Source organism: Undibacterium hunanense (assembly GCF_014284335.1).
GTDB lineage: Bacteria > Pseudomonadota > Gammaproteobacteria > Burkholderiales > Burkholderiaceae_D > Undibacterium > Undibacterium hunanense.
In genome coordinates this window covers 80,646-97,974 of record NZ_JACOGF010000017.1, presented here as the reverse complement: position 1 = coordinate 97,974, position 17,329 = coordinate 80,646, and the positions used below count along the sequence as shown (strand labels likewise).

Below are 17,329 nucleotides of genomic sequence, written 5' to 3'. Positions count from 1 at the left end.
TTGACGAACACTTTTACCGAACATTGTCACTTAGCAATTTTTCGAATTTATCTACAGGCAAGGGTTGACTGAAATAAAAGCCCTGCATTTCCTGGCAACCAGAGTCAGCCAGGAAGAACATCTGGTCCGCTTTTTCCACACCTTCTGCTGTGACGCTCATGCCCAGTGCGTTCGCCATGGCGATAATGGCATGGGTAAGGATGACAGAATCCTGGTTGTCCGGAATTTCACGAATGAAGGAGCGGTCTATCTTCAGGTTGTCGATAGGGAAACGTTGTAAATAGGATAAAGAAGAAAAGCCTGTGCCGAAATCGTCAAGCGAAATACTGATGCCCAGCTTCTTGATGGCGTCAAAGACCGGCAACAGCAGGTCGATATCCCCCATCAGCAAGCCTTCGGTAATTTCCAGTTGCAGGGCGGTAGGCGGCAAACCGACTTCCTGCAACACCTGCTCTATGTATTTGGGCAGGCCAGGGTCCTGGAATTGCTTGGGCGAGATATTCACGCTGATGACCAGGTCAGGCGAATACTGTTGCCTCCATAACTGGGTCTGCAGGCAGGCCTGGCGCAATATCCAGCGACCCAATGGCAAAATCAGACCGATTTCTTCAGAGATGGGGATAAATTCATTCGGTGGCACCAGGCCTACATCCGGCATCTGCCAGCGCATCAGGGCTTCAGCACCGACTATGCGCGACGTGCTGAGGGATATCTTGGGCTGGTAATACACCAGGAATTCATTTTCTGTCAGTGCACGGCGCAGATTGGTTTCCAGCGCGTAACGGTGCTGGGCGCGCACATTCAGTTCGGTGGTGAAGAACTGGTAGTTGTTGCGTCCGGATTCTTTCGCATGGTACATGGCCGAATCGGCGCAGCGCATCAGCGTCGGGCCATCTTCACCGTCATGCGGATACACGGCGATGCCTATCGAGGTACCCAGATGGTATTCATTGCCTTCAATGACGAAGGGATCGCGCATGCGGGCCAGCACGCGCTCGGCCAGGTCCTTGAGCTGGGTTGCATCTTCAAAGGCTTCTGCCACAATCACGAATTCATCACCACCCAGGCGGGCCAGCATGTCGCTGGTGCGTATGCAGGAACTGAGGCGCGATGAGACGTCGCGCAACAGGGTATCACCGGCTGCATGGCCGGCTGTGTCGTTGACGTTCTTGAAGCGATCCAGATCTAGGAAGAGCAGGGCCAGACGGTGCTGTGTGCGCTTGGCGCTCGACAGGGCCTTGACCAGGCGCTGGTTTAACTGGTGGCGGTTGGGCAAACCTGTCAAGGCGTCAAACGAGGCCATGAAATTCAACTGCTTTTGCGTTTCGCGGACTTCGGTGGTGTCGGTGAACGAAATCAGCACGGCCGATACCGAGGCACTGCTTTTCTTGTTGATAGGCAGTACATTGACCAGTAACCAGACGATGGAGCCATCACGCAGCTCCACACCCATGGACAGGTTCAGGATAGGGGTTCTGCTGCGAAAGACGACCGATGCCGGGTCATCACCCATGCGTATCGACTGACCTTCATCACCCAGGATATTGCGGAAGTAGCGATGGCGCCGGCCTACGGTGTTGATGTCTTCTATCTTCAGGATGCGCTGGGCACTGGGATTGCAGGTCAGGATCTGGCCGTGCGGGCCTATCACCATGATACCTTCGCTGAGATTGGTCACCACGGAGCGATAGCGTTCTTCGCTTTCCTCCAGGCTTTGTTCCATATTCTTTTTATCGATGGCCAGGCCGATGAGATCGCAGGCATCCATGATCATGGCGCGTTCGTCTTCATTCGGGCTATGCACCATCTGGTGATACACATCAATGGTGCCGAGCAGGCTGTTGAAAGCGGTGGTGATCGGCAGTGACCAGCAAGAACGCAAGCCGTGGCGCAGCGCCGGTTCGCGCAGGTTTTTCCACAAGGGGCTGACGGCGATGTCCTGGACGATGGTGGTGCGCTCATAAAAAATCGCCGCCGATGCCGAACCTGAACTGGTATTGACGGGGAGATTACTCAGCAGTGCCGTAAAACCGTCTGGCAGCGAAGGCCCGGCCCCGAGGCTCAATTGCTGGCTGCTGCTGTCATACAGGGTAATCGCGCACAGGGCGCCGTTGTCGAGCAGCCTTTCCATGCGGTCGCAGACATCTTCCAGGATATCGGCCAGCGGCTTGTCGAGCGCGATCATCTCGAGAATTTCTTTCTCGTGATGCAGGGCTTCGTGCACGCGGCTGGATTTATAGCGTACCTGGTCGGTCACCGGCAAAGCGGTGACGGTGGTGCCGTGGCGGGTATTGATTTCGCGTGCTGTCAGCAGGATGGCCGTCTGCTTGTTGAAGCTGAACTGGGTGCCGCGCACTTCTATGTCCAGCAACTGGCCGTCCAGCCGTATGCACTGGCAGACATGCTTGCTTTGCGCGCCTTCTTTGCGCAGCTTTTGCAATATGGTCCTGGCACCTTCATGGTGCTGACCATGCAGGAAGGCTTCCGGTTTCAAGCCTATCAATTGTTGCTGATCTGCCGCCCGCATCAGTTCCGTACCGGCGGGATTGGCATACACCAGATTGTCGTCTATCAGGACATACATCGCGTCCGGATTGTTTTCCAGCAATGCCATATGCCAGTCATCACTGACGATATGCTCGCGCATGCTACTGGTGGAAAACGGTATCGGTGATATCACGACGACAATCTTAATGGGTAATAAGTCTGGGTACTTTACATCAAGCAACTGTCAAGGACAATGATGGCAATTAGCTAGCATATTAAAAATATATCAAACGATCAGTCTGATGATGTCTTTCCGTGCCTGCTCATTTGTCCGCTCATTTGTCTACTCAATTCAGGTCAAAGCGCGCAAACAGGAACAGGACGTCACCATTTCCCTTGTTCTTGGAAAAACGTGGCACATAGGTTGCCATCAGCTTGCTGCTACGGGTGCCGATGGAGGCGACAGGCAGGATAACAGGGAAGGGGAAGCTGCTGAAGTAATCAGTACGGCTGATCAGCAAGCCCGTCCAACCGCCACCTACTTCGACTTTGTCACCCAGGGGTTTCATCCACTGATAGGCATAGCCAGCCATCAACTGTGGACGGTAATGGGAATCTGAAATGGCCATGCCATACAGGAATTCTTCATTATCAACCTTGTCACGTATGGCTTTGGAAAAGCCCATGCCCCAGGTACGCTCATTCAATTCAGCGATCCTGGCAGCGGTATAGGTGCCACGGCCATGATGGGTGTAGCCAGCCACCATCAGTTGCAGCCCGCCTTCGTCAAGGATCTTGTTGGCCTTGGCTTTGGAGCTGTCCCACCAGCCCATGTCATCCTGATTGCTGGTTTGTGCCTGAGACGACAGGCAGGCTAACAGGCCGGAAAAACATAGCGCAGCGCGCAGGGAAAATTTTTTGAACTTCAGCATAAATAGATATTGAAATGGTGATGAATAAAAGTGCACACCAGCCTGGCAAAACCATTGCCGGTAGCTGACTTACTGGCGTGCTTATTTGTGTGCTTATTGGGGTGCATTACTGGCGTGCATTATTGGCGTCCATTACGGCGATTATCCGGGCCCTGGCCGGAACTGAAATTACTGCGCCAGGGGTTGATGTCCAGACCGCCACGTCGCGTGTAGCGCGCGTAGACAGACAGTTTTTGTGGCTTGCACTGACGCAGGATGTCGACAAAGATGCGCTCTACACACTGTTCGTGAAATTCATTGTGGTCGCGAAAGCCTATCAGGTATTGCAACAGTTTTTCCTGATCGATTTGCGGGCCGACATAATGGATTTGCACACTGCCCCAGTCCGGCTGGCCGGTGACCAGGCAGTTGGATTTCAGCAGATGCGAGATCAGGGTTTCTTCTACCGGCGCATCATCAAAATTGGCGTTCAGCAGTGCCGGGTTTGGGGTATAGCTGTCGACTTCAATATCCAGCCTGTCCAGCAAATGCCCCTGCAGTTCATGCATGGCCAGTTTTTCAAACTGATCCGGTGTCGTCACTTTGACTTGTACCGCTGCACCAAAGCCGGCGGACAGGTCAGCCTGCAACAGGCTGATCAGGGCATCGGTGCCTGCCAGACGGGTCTGGTTGAACGAATTCAGGTAGAGCTTGAAAGACTTGGATTCGATGATATTGGGTGAATCTGCCGGTACCGTGATGGCGGCAATCGCCACCTGTGGTTTGCCGCGCAGGTTCAGCCATGACACTTCATAGGCGTTCCAGATATCCACGCCAAAAAACGGCAGGCTGCCGGTCAGCCCGATTTCTTCCCTTTTTCCGCTACGGGAAATCGGGAACAGCAGGCTGGCATCATAGTCGGACTTGTAAGTCGCGGGCTTGCCCAGTAAAGAATGTTCAGGCGTGCCTGGTATGGAATCTGTCATAGTGTCTTGCTCGTTGTTGCTATTGCTTGTTCAGGCTAAATCAAACCGCATTAACCTAAAAATAATTAGCCCAAAAATAATTGATAAACGGGATTCTTGCTTTCATCCCAGTAGCGGTAACCCAATGTTGCCAGGAACTCACGAAATGCTTTCATTTCTTTCTTTGGAACCTGTAAACCAACTAAAGTTCTGCCGTAATCGGCACCGTGGTTACGATAGTGGAACAAACTGATGTTCCAGTTTGGTGCCATGCTGTTCAAAAAGCGCATCAGCGCGCCCGGACGCTCCGGGAATTCAAAGCGGTACAGTAATTCATCTTTTGCCAGGCTGCTTTTGCCACCCACCAGATGGCGAATATGCAATTTTGCCAATTCGTCATGGGTCAGGTCCAGCGTGGGAAAGCCGTGTTTATCGAAATTCTTGGCAATTTTGCCAGATTCCTGCTTGTCGTGTACTTGTATGCCGACAAAAATATGGGCGGCTTTTTCATCGCTGATGCGGTAATTGAATTCCGTCACATTGCGTGCACCCACCAGTTCACAGAAACGGCGGAAGCTGCCGCGCTCTTCCGGGATGGTCACTGCAAACACGGCTTCGCGTGCTTCACCGACTTCAGCACGTTCGGCGACAAAGCGCAGACGGTCGAAGTTCATGTTGGCACCACAGGCGATGGTGATCAGGGCCTCGTTCTTCAGCGGCTTTTTGTCGGCCTTGGCACGTTCTATATAGGCCTTGCAACCGGCCACGGCCAGCGCACCGGCGGGTTCCAGAATACTGCGGGTATCCTGGAATACATCCTTGATGGCGGCGCAAACGGCGTCGGTATCCACAGTAATGACTTCATCCACATACATTTTGGCCAGACGGAAGGTTTCTTCACCGACCAGCTTGACAGCCGTGCCATCTGAAAACAGTCCAACATCATTCAGGGTAACGCGCTTGCCAGCCTTCAGACTGCGTGCCATGGCGTCAGAATCAGTAGTCTGCACACCGATGATCTTGATGTCAGGGCGTACCGCCTTGACGTAAGCGGCCACGCCAGAGATCAGGCCGCCGCCGCCGATGGCAACAAAAATCGCATGGATGGGTTCGGCATGTTGACGCAAAATCTCCATGCCCACGGTGCCCTGGCCGGCAATCACGTCCGGATCATCAAAGGGGTGGACAAAGGTCAGCTTGCGTTTTTTTTCCAGTTCCAGTGCGTGGCCATAGGCATCGGTGTACGAATCACCAAACAGCACGATTTCAACCAGATCACCGCCATGGGTGCGCACGGCATCGATTTTTACCGGCGGCGTCGTGGTTGGCATGACGATGACAGCCTTGCAACCCTTTTTGCTGGCACTCAGGGCCACGCCCTGCGCATGGTTGCCGGCAGAAGCGCAGATGACGCCACGTTTCAGTTGCGCCGGGGTGAGATGGGCAATTTTGTTATAAGCACCACGCAACTTGAAGCTGAACACGCTCTGCATGTCTTCGCGTTTGAAGTAAATTCGGTTATCCATGCGTGCCGACAGACTGGATGCGAGTTCCAGCGGGGTTTCAAATGCGACGTCATAGACGCGCGCTGTCAGGATCTTCTTCAGATAATCGGTGCTCATGGATGTCTTATTTATGGTTAAAAATGACGGATTGATGCCTAATTTGATGCTTACTTAATTGAAATTACCGGCGCCATTATAATGGATGCCTTTTACAGACATGACAAACCACGATGATAGAAGCAGGCATACACTGGTTATTGAGCGTTCTGGCCCTGCCTGAAATCGGCCTGACATCGGTTTTTTTGATCAGCTTTATCTCGGCAACCTTATTGCCACTGGGATCGGAACCGGCGGTTTTTGCCGTCATCAAAGCCAATCCCGGTATTTTCTGGCTGGTGATTCTGGTGGCAACGGTGGGCAATACCCTGGGCGGTGTGGTTGACTATGGCATGGGTTATGCCGCCAAGAAGGCTTTTGAAAAGGAACAAGAACGCTACTGGTACCGCTGGTTACAGCATTTTGGACCAAAAACCATGCTGCTGTCCTGGCTGCCTGGTATCGGCGACCCCATCTGCACTCTGGCCGGCTGGCTGAAAATGCCGTTCTGGCCCAGTGTCATGTATATGGCGATAGGCAAGTGCCTGCGCTACATCCTCATTACCTGGCTGCTGCTGAAACTGCCAGACGGCTTCTGGCGCAGCATTGCCAATTACATTGTCTGATTGGGTTTGTTCACTTGAGAACTCACCCCTATTGATGAAGTGAGTTCTAATAGATTTTTTCCAAAAAAAACCTCCGTTTTACAGGCTTGTCACAATTCCTGCTTACCATGATTCTCTCACAGAATAAAAAATATGCTTTTAGTCTGCCTGAAAGCCTTCAGGCTGGCCGCCGTAGCTTTTTGCTCAGGCATATCGATAACAAGGAAATCAAATGCAAGATAGCAAATCAGCAAACCAGCCAGCACGTCGTGGATTTTTGCATGGTCTGGTGGCCACAGCAGCAACTGCCACCTTGGCCGGGCCAGCACTGGCAAAGCCAGCCGCACCAGCAAGCAATGTATATCTGGATGCCGCAAAATGGTCACCACGCAACCGTGAATTGGTCGCGGCCCTGATCACGCGCCATGGCAGTGCCAGCAAAAGCTATTCTGCCAAGCGCAAGCCTTACGCCGTGTTTGACTGGGATAACACCAGTATCATGAATGACTGCGAAGAAGCGCTGCTGATGTACCAGATCAATCACCTGGCATTCAAACTGACGCCTGTAGAGTTTTCTGCCATCATCCGTCAGAATGTACCTGCTGGTAACTTTACTGCGGACTACAAAAATGCCGCAGGCAAGCAGTTGGACCTGGAAAGCATTTGCACCGATCTCGACAGTGACTACGCTTATCTGCATGGTAACTACAAAGGCATGGCTGGTAGCCGCAGCCTGGAAGACATTGTAGAAACAGCCCAGTTCCAGGATTTCCGCGCCAAGCTTTACTTCCTGTACGAAGCAGTCAATGACACGCATGGCGTGAATGTCGGTTACCCATGGGTCATCTACTTCTTCGCCAATATGACAGTCGGCGAAGTCAGCGCCCTGGCAGAAGCATCGAATGATGCCAATTTGGGCATGAGCCTGACCAAGACCAAATACAGCAGCCCGTCATCGCTGCCTGGTGTGGCTGGCGTCATCACGACAGCCCACTTTCATGGCATACGCCTGTGCACAGAAGTGGCAACACTGATGAACACTTTCCGTCAAAATGGTTTCGACGTGTATGTCAGCACCGCTTCGCTGGAAGATGTGGTTGCCGTATTCGCGACCAATCCAAAATATGGCTACCACGTACAACGTGAAAACGTCCTGGGCCTGCGTCTTGAGCAAAACGGCGATGTCTACAAAAACGCCTACCGCAAAGACTGGCCTTTGAACTGGGGACCAGGAAAATCTGTTGTCATCAAGCGCGAGCTGGTTGCCAAAAAAGGCTATGGCCCGGTATTTGTCGCTGGTGACAGCGATGGAGATTACGACATGTTGCGCGATTTCACAGAAACAGAAATCGGCCTGGTCGTGAACCGTCTGAAAAAAGGTAAAATCGGTGAATTGTCAAAGGCGGCTGCCGATGCCGCCAAAGAAGCGCATCCGCGCTTTTTGCTGCAAGGTCGCCAGGAATCGACAGGTAACTGGTTGCCAGTGGAAACCACATTGAAATACGGTAAGACTGCGCCAGCGATGCTGGGCTGATTGTGGTTTGAATGTGGCTTGATTGTGGTGTGCTGTCGCAGAACCTTACCATGCTTTTTGCGGTTCTGGCTCTGCTTGCTGGCTTTGGAGAAGCCAGAGTCATGTCACGATTTGATACCAGAATGAATGCAGAACTCATTTCATCCCTGTTGACGTATTGATGAAATGAGTTCTGGTAAAAAACGATCAAGTCTGGCTTGCAGGTAAGTGTAAAATACGACAAACGATGTAAATCAAATTTATCCACCTGGCTTCTGCATGGTCTCAATTGTGATGAATTTGCAAAGATAGCCGTTTTTGCGCTACTTCTTGCGGTTTTTGCCAAATTCCATTTGGAAAATTGCCAGAAACACCATTCATTACCGTATAAACTTCAAGGCTGTTGGAGCGTGGTGCATCGCAATAAGTTAGAATGGACGTTTAAAAATCCGTCCAACCACGTCACTGATGAACGCTCCAGCCCAAATCCAGGCCCTGCTTGCTGACACGCCCCAAGGTGCCACTCCTACCCGCGTGCGGGAAATTCCTTATAACTACACCTCGTTTTCTGACCGCGAAATCGTCATCCGCCTGCTGGGTGAAGATGCGTGGCAATTGCTTGATCAATTGCGCGGCAAACGCCAGACAGGGCGATCTGCACGCATGCTGTATGAAGTGCTGGGTGATATCTGGGTAGTACGTCGCAACCCGTATCTACAAGACGATATGCTGGATAATCCCAAGCGTCGTCAGGATCTGATTGATGCCTTGAACCACAGGCTGGCCGAAGTTGAAAAACGCCGCCTCAGCACTGCCAATGATGCCGATGCCGAGCGCAGCAATAGCGTAGAGATGCTGGTGCAGGGCGCACGCAAGGCCGTGGCTGCATTTTCCAAAGAATTCCGTGATACCTATGATTTGCGCAAGAAAGCCAACAGGCTGTTGGCGCGTTTTACCGCAAAAGACAATATCAAGTTCGATGGCCTGAGCCGGGTATCGCATGTCACTGACGCGACTGACTGGCGTGTCGAGTATCCGTTTGTTGTATTGACGCCGGATACCGAAGATGAAATGGCTGGTCTGGTCAAAAGCTGTATCGAACTGGGTCTGACCATCATCCCGCGTGGCGGCGGCACCGGTTATACCGGTGGTGCGATACCACTGACGCCTTTGTCGGCTGTCATCAATACCGAAAAACTGGAACAGCTGGGTGCTGTGGAAATGACACGCCTGCCCGGTGTGGACCGTGATTATGCGGTGATTTATTCCGGTGCCGGTGTCGTCACCAAACGGGTGTCGGATGCGGCTGAAAAAGCAGGTTTTGTGTTTGCGGTTGACCCGACATCTGCCGAAGCTTCGTGCATAGGCGGCAATGTCGCCATGAATGCAGGTGGCAAGAAGGCGGTATTGTGGGGCACGGCGCTGGATAACCTGGCTTCGTGGCGCATGGTGGACCCGAATGGTGACTGGCTGGAAGTCACACGCCTTGAGCATAACCTGGGCAAAATCCATGATGTGGAAATGGCCAAGTTCAAGCTGGAATGGACACATCCGGGCGAAAAGCAGCCATTCAAGACCGAGCAGCTAGACATCAAGGGCCGCGTCTTCCGCAAAGAAGGTCTGGGCAAGGATGTGACCGATAAATTCCTGGCGGGTTTGCCGGGTGTGCAAAAAGAAGGCTGCGATGGTTTGATTACGTCGGCGCGCTGGATCCTGCACAAGATGCCGAAATTTGCCCGCACCGTCTGCCTGGAATTCTTCGGCCAGGCACGTGATGCTATACCGAGTATCGTTGAAATCAAGGATTATCTCGACAGCGAGACCCGCAAGGGTGGCGCCATCCTTGCGGGCCTGGAACATCTGGATGAACGTTATCTGCGCGCAGTTGGTTATACGACCAAATCCAAACGCGGTGTCTTGCCCAAGATGGCCTTGTTTGGCGACATCGTTGGTGATGATGAAAACGCCGTGGCCCAGGCCGCGTCTGAAGTCATACGCATTGCCAATACTCGCGTTGGTGAAGGCTTTGTTGCCGTCAGCCCGGAAGCACGCAAAAAATTCTGGCTGGATCGCGCCAAGACGGCAGCGATTTCCAAACACACCAATGCCTTCAAGATCAATGAAGACGTGGTGATACCGCTCAATCGCATGGGTGAATACACCGATGGCATAGAGCGCATCAATATCGAATTATCGATACAAAACAAGCTGGCCCTGCTGGATGCTTTGAAGGGCTTTTTCGCCAGGCGTAATCTGCCGCTGGGCAAGAGTGAAGATGCCGCTGGCGATGATATCCCTGCATCTGAACTGCTGGAAGACCGCGTCAACCAGGCTGACGCTCTGTTGCAGGAAGCAGAAGTACGCTGGACGTATTTGCTGAATAATCTGGACAAGCCCCTGAGCGCAGCGAAAGCAGAACTGCTGGCCCTGGGCCTGGACAAGCTCGAATTTGTCCTCGATGAAAGACTGAAGATTCAGCCGGATGCGACCGTGTTTTCCATCGTTCAGGACAGGACAATCAGGGTATCGTGGAAGACAGAAATACGCGCACAATTGCGTCAGATTTTCAATGGCGGTGCCTTCAAGCTGATACTTGATGAATGCGTGGCCGTGCACAAAAAAATCTTGCGCAGCCGCGTTTTCGTCGCCTTGCACATGCACGCGGGTGATGGCAATGTGCATACCAACTTGCCGGTCAATTCTGATGATTATGAAATGCTGCAGGTGGCGCATCATGCCGTTGCCCGCATCATGGTACTGGCCCGTTCGCTCAACGGCGTTATCTCTGGCGAGCATGGCATTGGTATCACCAAACTGGAATTTTTGACTGAAGATGAAATCAAGGATTTCCGTTCGTACAAGCTACGTATCGATCCTGAAGGCCGATTCAACAAGGGCAAGTTGCTGAACCTGCCTGAGTTTGCTGCTGATCTGCGTAATGCCTATACGCCTTCATTTGGCCTGATGGGCCATGAATCGCTGATCATGCAGCAAAGCGATATCGGTGCGATCGCCAATAGCGTCAAGGACTGCCTGCGTTGCGGCAAGTGCAAACCTGTCTGTGCAACCCATGTGCCACGTGCGAATTTGCTGTATTCGCCACGTAACAAGATCCTGGCGACATCGTTGCTGGTCGAAGCCTTCTTGTATGAAGAACAGACGCGCCGTGGTATCTCCATCAAGCACTGGGAAGAGTTTGAAGATGTGGCTGACCACTGCACGGTCTGCCATAAATGCGTGACCCCCTGTCCGGTTGATATCGACTTCGGTGATGTGTCGATGAATATGCGCAATCTCTTGCGCAAGATGGACAAGAAGTCGTTCAACCCCGGCACGGCATCGGCCATGTTCTTTTTGAATGCCAAAGACCCGGCCACCATCAAGGCGGCGCGTCAGGTGATTTTTGGCTGGGGTGTGGCGGCACAGCGCATGGGCAATACGGTATTGAAAAAGCTCGCCAAAAAGCAGACCAAGGCACCACCGGCCAGCCTGGGCAAGCCTGTCATACGCGAGCAGGTGATTCACTTCATCAACAAGAAAATGCCGGGCAATCTGCCCAAGAAGACCGCACGTGCCTTGCTGGATATTGAAGATGACAAGATGGTGCCCATCATCCGCAATCCGCAGACGACGACGGCAGATACTGAAGCCGTGTTCTATTTCCCTGGCTGTGGTTCAGAAAGGCTGTTCTCACAAGTCGGCCTGGCAACTCAGGCGATGTTGTGGAATGTAGGCGTGCAAACTGTGCTGCCACCAGGTTACCTGTGCTGCGGTTACCCGCAACGCAGTGCCGGTCAGTTCGACAAAGCCGAGAAGATGATCACCGACAACCGCGTGCTGTTCCATCGCATGGCGAATACCCTGAACTATCTGGATATCAAAACCGTGGTGGTTTCTTGCGGCACCTGTTATGACCAGATACAGGGCTATGAATTCGACAAGATATTCCCTGGTTGCCGCATCATCGATATCCATGAATATCTGCTGGAAAAAGATGTCAAGCTGGCTGCGGTGAATGGCACGCGCTATATGTATCACGACCCTTGCCATACGCCGATGAAATTGCAGGACCCGTTAAAAACGGTGAATGCGCTGATCACCACGGTTGATGATGTGAAGATAGAGAAGAATGATCGCTGCTGTGGTGAGGCCGGTACGCTGGCGGTGTCGCGTCCCGATATCTCTACCCAGATTCGTTTCCGCAAAGAAGAAGAAATGAACAAGGGCGCAGACAAACTGCGTGCTGATGGCTTTACAGGTGACGTCAAAATCCTGACATCCTGCCCGGCCTGTCTGCAAGGCTTGACGCGTTACGATGAAGATTCTGGCACGACCGCAGACTATATCGTCGTCGAAATGGCCAAGCATATCCTGGGACCAAACTGGATGCCGGAATATGTCGCCAAAGCCAATAACGGCGGTATAGAAAGGGTGCTGGTGTAATGACCATTGCTTGTGAATTATGTGATGCCGGTGCTGGCGATATCCTCGTCAGCACCGATCAGTTTCGCGTCATCCTCGTTGATGATGCAAACTACCCCGGCTTTTGTCGCGTCATCTGGAATGCGCATGTGAAGGAAATGACGGATTTGTCTGAGTCGGAAAGAGCCGTTTTCATGCAGGCAGTCTGGAAGGTAGAAGCTGCGCTGCGTGAAGTCATGCAACCGCACAAGATGAATGTCGCCAGCCTGGGCAATATGGTGCCGCATCTGCACTGGCATCTGATTCCGCGCTATACCGATGATGCGCATTTCCCTAACCCGATCTGGGCTGCTGCGCGCAGCGATGCGGCTGAGCAGCCTGCACTGAACGCACGTCACCTGTTATTGCCGCAGTTGAGGCAAACCATTATTTCGAATTTTTCGTCATGAGCATAGGCAAACCACAACCAACTTCGCTGAACGCCCGCACACAATCGCGGGTACTTGAAGTCGCTTTTGATGATGGCAAGGAGTTTTCTTTGCCGTTTGAATTGCTGCGTGTGTCTTCACCATCAGCTGAAGTACGTGGCCATGGGCCGGGGCAGGAAACGTTACAGACTGGCAAGCGGGATGTTGGTGTGGTTGGCATAGAGCCAGTTGGTAATTACGCGATCAAGCCCATTTTTTCTGATCAGCATAGTTCGGGGATTTTTACCTGGGATTATCTGTATTGGCTGGGTGAAAACCAGGTTCAGGTATGGCAGGAATATCTGGAAAAATTGCAGGCGGCGGGGTTTGCCGGGGAGACTGGGCGGGATGCGCCTATGCAGGTGAAGGGTGGGGGGAGTTGTGGGACTAAACATTGAATGAGCCCCTATCTCAGATTTCACGTCTCAGGTGTAGACTAGCACTGCCGTCTTTTGATAAGCCGTGATTATATTAACGTCATTCCTGCGCAGGCAGGAATCCACCGGGCTGGCGCTCCAGTGGCGTTCGTAGTATGCCGTGTAGTTTATTAATGTCAGTATCGTGCGATTTTGTGAGTCGATTTTATGATGATTGCATTCGTTAATTTACGATTGCACGCCAGGGAAAATTCGTAGGTTGGGCTACGTTTCATCAGCCCAACACTCAGCCTTCGATCAACGTATGTTCAAGAAAACGAAGCGATATTTCTGAGTTCGATTTTTAACTACCTGCACACGTTTATTTAAGATTGCAGGCCGGTGGTAGACCGGCGGCTACATCCCTTTTTGCTTCGCCAAAAAGGGATGCCAAAAAGGCGACCCAGGCGTCGTCGCCCCTGCGGGGTTCCCGTTTGTGCGGTACAAAAAATGGGAAGGTCCGAAACTCGCCTGCGGCTCAAACACCGGCCCTTCTCTTTCCATTTTCTGTACCGCACAAACGGCGCCGACACATGGGAACTGCATAAGTCAAAAGCAACCGCAACTTCAAAAGCAGCCGCAACTTCAAAACCGACGCTAATATGTGCACTGATTAACGTCATTCCAGCGTGCTTTTGGCTGGAATCCAGTGACGTTCGTGGTATGCCGTGAAGCTTATTAACGCCATAATCGTATGACTTTGAGAATTAGCTTTTCAAATACGTGCATAGGTTATTTAAGATTGCAGGCCGGTGGTAGACCGGCAGCTACATCCCTTTTTGCTTCGCCAAAAAGGGATGCCAAAAAGGCGACCCAGGCGTCGTCGCCCCTGCGGGGTTCCCGTTTGTGCGGTACAAAAAATGGGAAGGTCCGAAACTCGCCTGCGGCTCAAACACCGGCCCTTCTCTTTCCATTTTCTGTACCGCACAAACGGCGTCGACACATGGGAACTGCAAAAGTCAAAAGCAACCGCAACTTCAAAACCGACGCTAATATGTGTGCTGGTGGGTGACGCGTGTCCAGCTTGTCCACTTACTCCAAATCCGCCCGATCAAGATAAATCGTTCCCTTCACTCTAGTTCGTTTATCCACCTTGCCCTGCAAGACCTGTAAAAACTCCGCATCACTCACCGCCTGCAATCCCGTCTTCTTCATCACCACATCCGACATTGCCGCGTTCGCAGGCACACTGATCGCCAGCATATGATCAAAGTCAGGCCTGCTATCAATTTCCTTCAACAGGAAACGTTGCGTGCCGCTGCCTATCTGATGATAAACAGCTTGCTTGCTCTCGCGCATTTGTGGCGATAACTGACGGAAGATCAGCGTCTTTTCTACGACTACTGGCACATCCTTGTACTCGAGCTTGCCACCCTGTTCAAAATGACCAAGCACGATGTTTGCCTTGAACTGTTTCAGTGGCAGCTTGCTGTCTGCGGCCAGTCTGGCGATCTCGAATTGTTCTGGTTCCATGGTCCACAAGACCAGTTTTTGTTCCAGCCTGGCTTTGATGGCTGCATCCAGTTGTTGATCAAGGCAGCGTATCTGCAATACGACCTGGTAATCATGCGGTGCGTGGAACATGGGCAGGTGCGAGACATACATGCCTTCGCTGTTGCCGAACAGTAGCATGCCATGTACGCCCCAGGTGGGACCGTGTTTGTTTTCGGCATGAGCGCTGAAGATGCAACAAAAGCTGAGCAGGAATAAAGATAATAAGCGTCTCATTGCTTTATACCTTCACCAGCAATTTGCCGCGATGCTCGCCTGTGAATAATGAATTCAATGCCTTTGGTAATTGTTCAAAGCCGTCGATGATGGTTTCTTCAAATATCAGTTCACCTGCTTTGACCCAGGGCGCGACGATAGCCAGCATTTCGTCCATGCGGTGCAGGTAATCGCGGGCCAGTATGCCCTGGATGGTGGCGCGCTGGTAAAGCATGTGTTGCAGCAGGCGTGGGCCCATTTCTGGCACGTCAAGGCCGCCGTTGTATTGGCTGATCTGGCCGCAGATAATGATGCGGGCGCGGCGTTTGATGATGGGGATGATGGCATCGGTGACCATGCCGCCTACATTGTCGAAATATACGTCAACACCGCCTGTGAGTTTGAGGATTTCCTGGCTCAGTGTTTCGTCATTGCTGAATGTCTTGTAATCAAGCGCCCAGTCGGCGCCGAGTTTGTCTTTCAGCCATGCACATTTTTCTGCGCCACCGGCGATGCCTAAAACCTTTGCGCCATGACGTTTGGCGAATTGCACGACCAGCGAACCAACTGCCCCTGCTGCGCCAGATACCACGACGACTTCACCCGCATGCGGCTTACCAGCTTCAGTCAGGCCAAACCAGGCGGTGCGGCCCGGCATGCCCAGTACGCCCAGCGCGGTGCTGACAGGTGCAATGGTCGGGTCTATCTTGGTCAGCGCACTGACATGCACGCGCGCATGGCTTTGCCAGCCTGTCATGCCAAATACCCAGTCACCTTCCTTGAGACTGGTGGCATTCGATGCCAATACCTGGCCGACCACACCGGCGGCCTGCACGGCATTGAGAGGATGTGGTTCCGGGTTATAGGTCGGTTTGGATGACTGGTTGATACGCATATAAGGGTCGACGCTGATATAACGGGCGGCGATCAATACTTCGTCGCGATCGAGTGTGGTTTCAAGCGCTTGGCTGCGTAATTCGTAATGTGCGTCAGTGACGATGCCAGTTGGATGGCTGGTGTATATCCATTGCTGGTGCAGCAGGTTTTCAGAAATAGGCATGATGAAGGCGGGATAGAAGAAAGTAGCATCATGCTAGACCTGATAAAATGTCCAGTAAAGCAATATATATTCACTTTTAATGTCCAATTTGGAAATGTAAGTTGAAATGAACCTGACAGACCTGAAAATTTTTGCTTGCGTCGCCAGACAACCTTCACTGGGCGCTGCTGCGCAGGAACTGCACCTGACACCATCTGCCGTATCCAAAGCCTTGCGCAGACTGGAGGCTGATCTGGATACCTTGCTGTTTGATCGTTCTGCCAAGCAATTGAGTTTGAATGCAGGCGGTCAGCGCATGCTGGAATTTGCCCGCAATATGTTGTCCATGGCGGATCAGATGAAAGCGGACATGGGCGGGGAACGAGCCAGTTTTGCCTGCAAGATTGCGGGGCCTGCTGTGTTGTTGTGGCGTCATGCCCAGCAAATTACACAGGCGATGTCCAGTTACGGGGGCGTGACATTGCAATTTGATTCTTTGTTTGAAGAAGATGCACTGGCTGCGCTTGAACGTGGCGAAGCAAGTGCTGCCATGGTCACCGGGGAAGTGATCAATGGACGCAGCAAACACTGGCAGGCTGACTGGCAGACCATACAGCTTGGTGCTTTGGATTTGCAATTGCTTGCCGGTTATCAGCATCCGCTAGCCAGGCGTGACGAGAAAGGACAGATTCCACAGCTTAGCGCAGCCCAGGTGCTGGAGTGTGATTTTGTCAGCCCCTCGCGCTCATTATTTTGCGGTGAACGCAGGGGCGGCCGTTCTGATGGGTGGCGTGACGATCAACTGCCACGCAAGATCAGGTATTGGATAGATGATCTGCAGTTATTGCTGATGATGGTCAAATCCGGCAAAGCACTGGCTTACTTGCCAGACTTTGCTCTGAATGATCTTGAATTGGTCAGGCTCGAAGTCAGTGATTGCGGTTTTCAATGTCGTGAAGAAGTTTGTTTCGTGTGGAACGCCAGGAATGCACCTGTATGGTTAAATAATCTGGCCTGTACTTTGTCTGGAAAAATTAATACAAATGCAAAATTCAAATGAGAATTTGAGATGCCGTCAGGAATGAAAATTGTACTTTCTGACATGATGGATCGAGAAGTTTTTGTGCCTGAAAAGATGATTTGAACTACTATAGCGGGCGATTATTTATTCAAACCGGAATGTCCTGCAATCACAA

General features: G+C 52.1%; 12 protein-coding genes. 6 read left to right on the top strand and 6 right to left on the bottom strand.

Going from position 1 to position 17,329, the window contains the following annotated elements; all coding sequences use genetic code 11:
* Window positions 1-13: 13 nt before the first annotated feature.
* From H8L32_RS24335 to ilvA, 4 genes are all read right to left on the bottom strand, one after another.
* Complete coding sequence (locus H8L32_RS24335; protein ID WP_186950300.1) at window positions 14-2,680, bottom strand: sensor domain-containing protein; 2,667 nt, start codon at window positions 2,678-2,680, stop codon at window positions 14-16.
* 154 nt (window positions 2,681-2,834) lie between these two features.
* Window positions 2,835-3,419 carry a hypothetical protein gene (locus H8L32_RS24330; protein WP_230412395.1) on the bottom strand — a complete coding sequence of 195 codons (585 nt, stop codon included), beginning with the start codon at window positions 3,417-3,419 and terminating at the stop codon, window positions 2,835-2,837.
* Between the two features lie 119 nt (window positions 3,420-3,538).
* Window positions 3,539-4,384 carry an NADPH-dependent 7-cyano-7-deazaguanine reductase QueF gene (queF, locus tag H8L32_RS24325; protein WP_186950298.1) on the bottom strand — a complete coding sequence of 282 codons (846 nt, stop codon included), beginning with the start codon at window positions 4,382-4,384 and terminating at the stop codon, window positions 3,539-3,541.
* Between the two features lie 65 nt (window positions 4,385-4,449).
* The gene (ilvA, locus tag H8L32_RS24320; RefSeq protein ID WP_186950296.1) at window positions 4,450-5,985 is read right to left on the bottom strand and encodes a threonine ammonia-lyase, biosynthetic; all 1,536 of its coding nucleotides are present in this window, start codon (window positions 5,983-5,985) and stop codon (window positions 4,450-4,452) included.
* Window positions 5,986-6,098: 113 nt separating this feature from the next.
* On the opposite strand from ilvA, the gene H8L32_RS24315 reads away from it, so the two are divergent.
* The 5 genes from H8L32_RS24315 (at window position 6,099) to H8L32_RS24295 (ending at window position 13,369) form a co-directional block, all read left to right on the top strand.
* A complete protein-coding gene (locus tag H8L32_RS24315) occupies window positions 6,099-6,590 on the top strand; it encodes a YqaA family protein (protein WP_186950294.1) in 492 nt (163 codons plus the stop codon).
* A 211-nt stretch (window positions 6,591-6,801) separates the two neighbouring features.
* A complete protein-coding gene (locus H8L32_RS24310; protein ID WP_186950292.1) occupies window positions 6,802-8,103 on the top strand; it encodes an HAD family hydrolase in 1,302 nt (433 codons plus the stop codon).
* Between the two features lie 447 nt (window positions 8,104-8,550).
* Entirely contained in the window at window positions 8,551-12,525 is a 3,975-nt protein-coding gene (locus H8L32_RS24305; RefSeq protein ID WP_186950290.1) for a DUF3683 domain-containing protein, read from the top strand.
* Window positions 12,525-12,953 (top strand): HIT family protein, encoded by a 429-nt coding sequence (locus tag H8L32_RS24300; RefSeq protein ID WP_186950288.1) that lies wholly within the window; start codon window positions 12,525-12,527, stop codon window positions 12,951-12,953. The genes H8L32_RS24305 and H8L32_RS24300 overlap by 1 nt, the downstream gene beginning before the upstream one ends.
* Complete coding sequence (locus H8L32_RS24295; protein ID WP_186950286.1) at window positions 12,950-13,369, top strand: gamma-butyrobetaine hydroxylase-like domain-containing protein; 420 nt, start codon at window positions 12,950-12,952, stop codon at window positions 13,367-13,369. Before H8L32_RS24300 ends, H8L32_RS24295 begins: the two co-directional genes overlap by 4 nt.
* A 1,050-nt stretch (window positions 13,370-14,419) precedes the next feature.
* Here H8L32_RS24295 and H8L32_RS24290 read toward each other — a convergent pair.
* Entirely contained in the window at window positions 14,420-15,115 is a 696-nt protein-coding gene (locus H8L32_RS24290; protein ID WP_186950284.1) for a hypothetical protein, read from the bottom strand.
* 4 nt (window positions 15,116-15,119) lie between these two features.
* Window positions 15,120-16,154 (bottom strand): NADP-dependent oxidoreductase, encoded by a 1,035-nt coding sequence (locus H8L32_RS24285; protein ID WP_186950283.1) that lies wholly within the window; start codon window positions 16,152-16,154, stop codon window positions 15,120-15,122.
* Window positions 16,155-16,260: 106 nt separating this feature from the next.
* On the opposite strand from H8L32_RS24285, the gene H8L32_RS24280 reads away from it, so the two are divergent.
* A complete protein-coding gene (locus tag H8L32_RS24280) occupies window positions 16,261-17,193 on the top strand; it encodes a LysR family transcriptional regulator (protein ID WP_186950281.1) in 933 nt (310 codons plus the stop codon).
* Window positions 17,194-17,329: the final 136 nt, after the last annotated feature.

Bases quoted from the DNA above. Each gene is read 5' to 3' on its own strand.
- H8L32_RS24330 (WP_230412395.1), bottom strand. From the start codon at position 3,419: ATGCTGAAGTTCAAAAAATTTTCCCTGCGCGCTGCGCTATGTTTTTCC.
- queF (WP_186950298.1), bottom strand. From the start codon at position 4,384: ATGACAGATTCCATACCAGGCACGCCTGAACATTCTTTACTGGGCAAG.
- ilvA (WP_186950296.1), bottom strand. From the start codon at position 5,985: ATGAGCACCGATTATCTGAAGAAGATCCTGACAGCGCGCGTCTATGAC.
- H8L32_RS24315 (WP_186950294.1), top strand. From the start codon at position 6,099: ATGATAGAAGCAGGCATACACTGGTTATTGAGCGTTCTGGCCCTGCCT.
- H8L32_RS24310 (WP_186950292.1), top strand. From the start codon at position 6,802: ATGCAAGATAGCAAATCAGCAAACCAGCCAGCACGTCGTGGATTTTTG.
- H8L32_RS24305 (WP_186950290.1), top strand. From the start codon at position 8,551: ATGAACGCTCCAGCCCAAATCCAGGCCCTGCTTGCTGACACGCCCCAA.
- H8L32_RS24300 (WP_186950288.1), top strand. From the start codon at position 12,525: ATGACCATTGCTTGTGAATTATGTGATGCCGGTGCTGGCGATATCCTC.
- H8L32_RS24295 (WP_186950286.1), top strand. From the start codon at position 12,950: ATGAGCATAGGCAAACCACAACCAACTTCGCTGAACGCCCGCACACAA.
- H8L32_RS24290 (WP_186950284.1), bottom strand. From the start codon at position 15,115: ATGAGACGCTTATTATCTTTATTCCTGCTCAGCTTTTGTTGCATCTTC.
- H8L32_RS24285 (WP_186950283.1), bottom strand. From the start codon at position 16,154: ATGCCTATTTCTGAAAACCTGCTGCACCAGCAATGGATATACACCAGC.
- H8L32_RS24280 (WP_186950281.1), top strand. From the start codon at position 16,261: ATGAACCTGACAGACCTGAAAATTTTTGCTTGCGTCGCCAGACAACCT.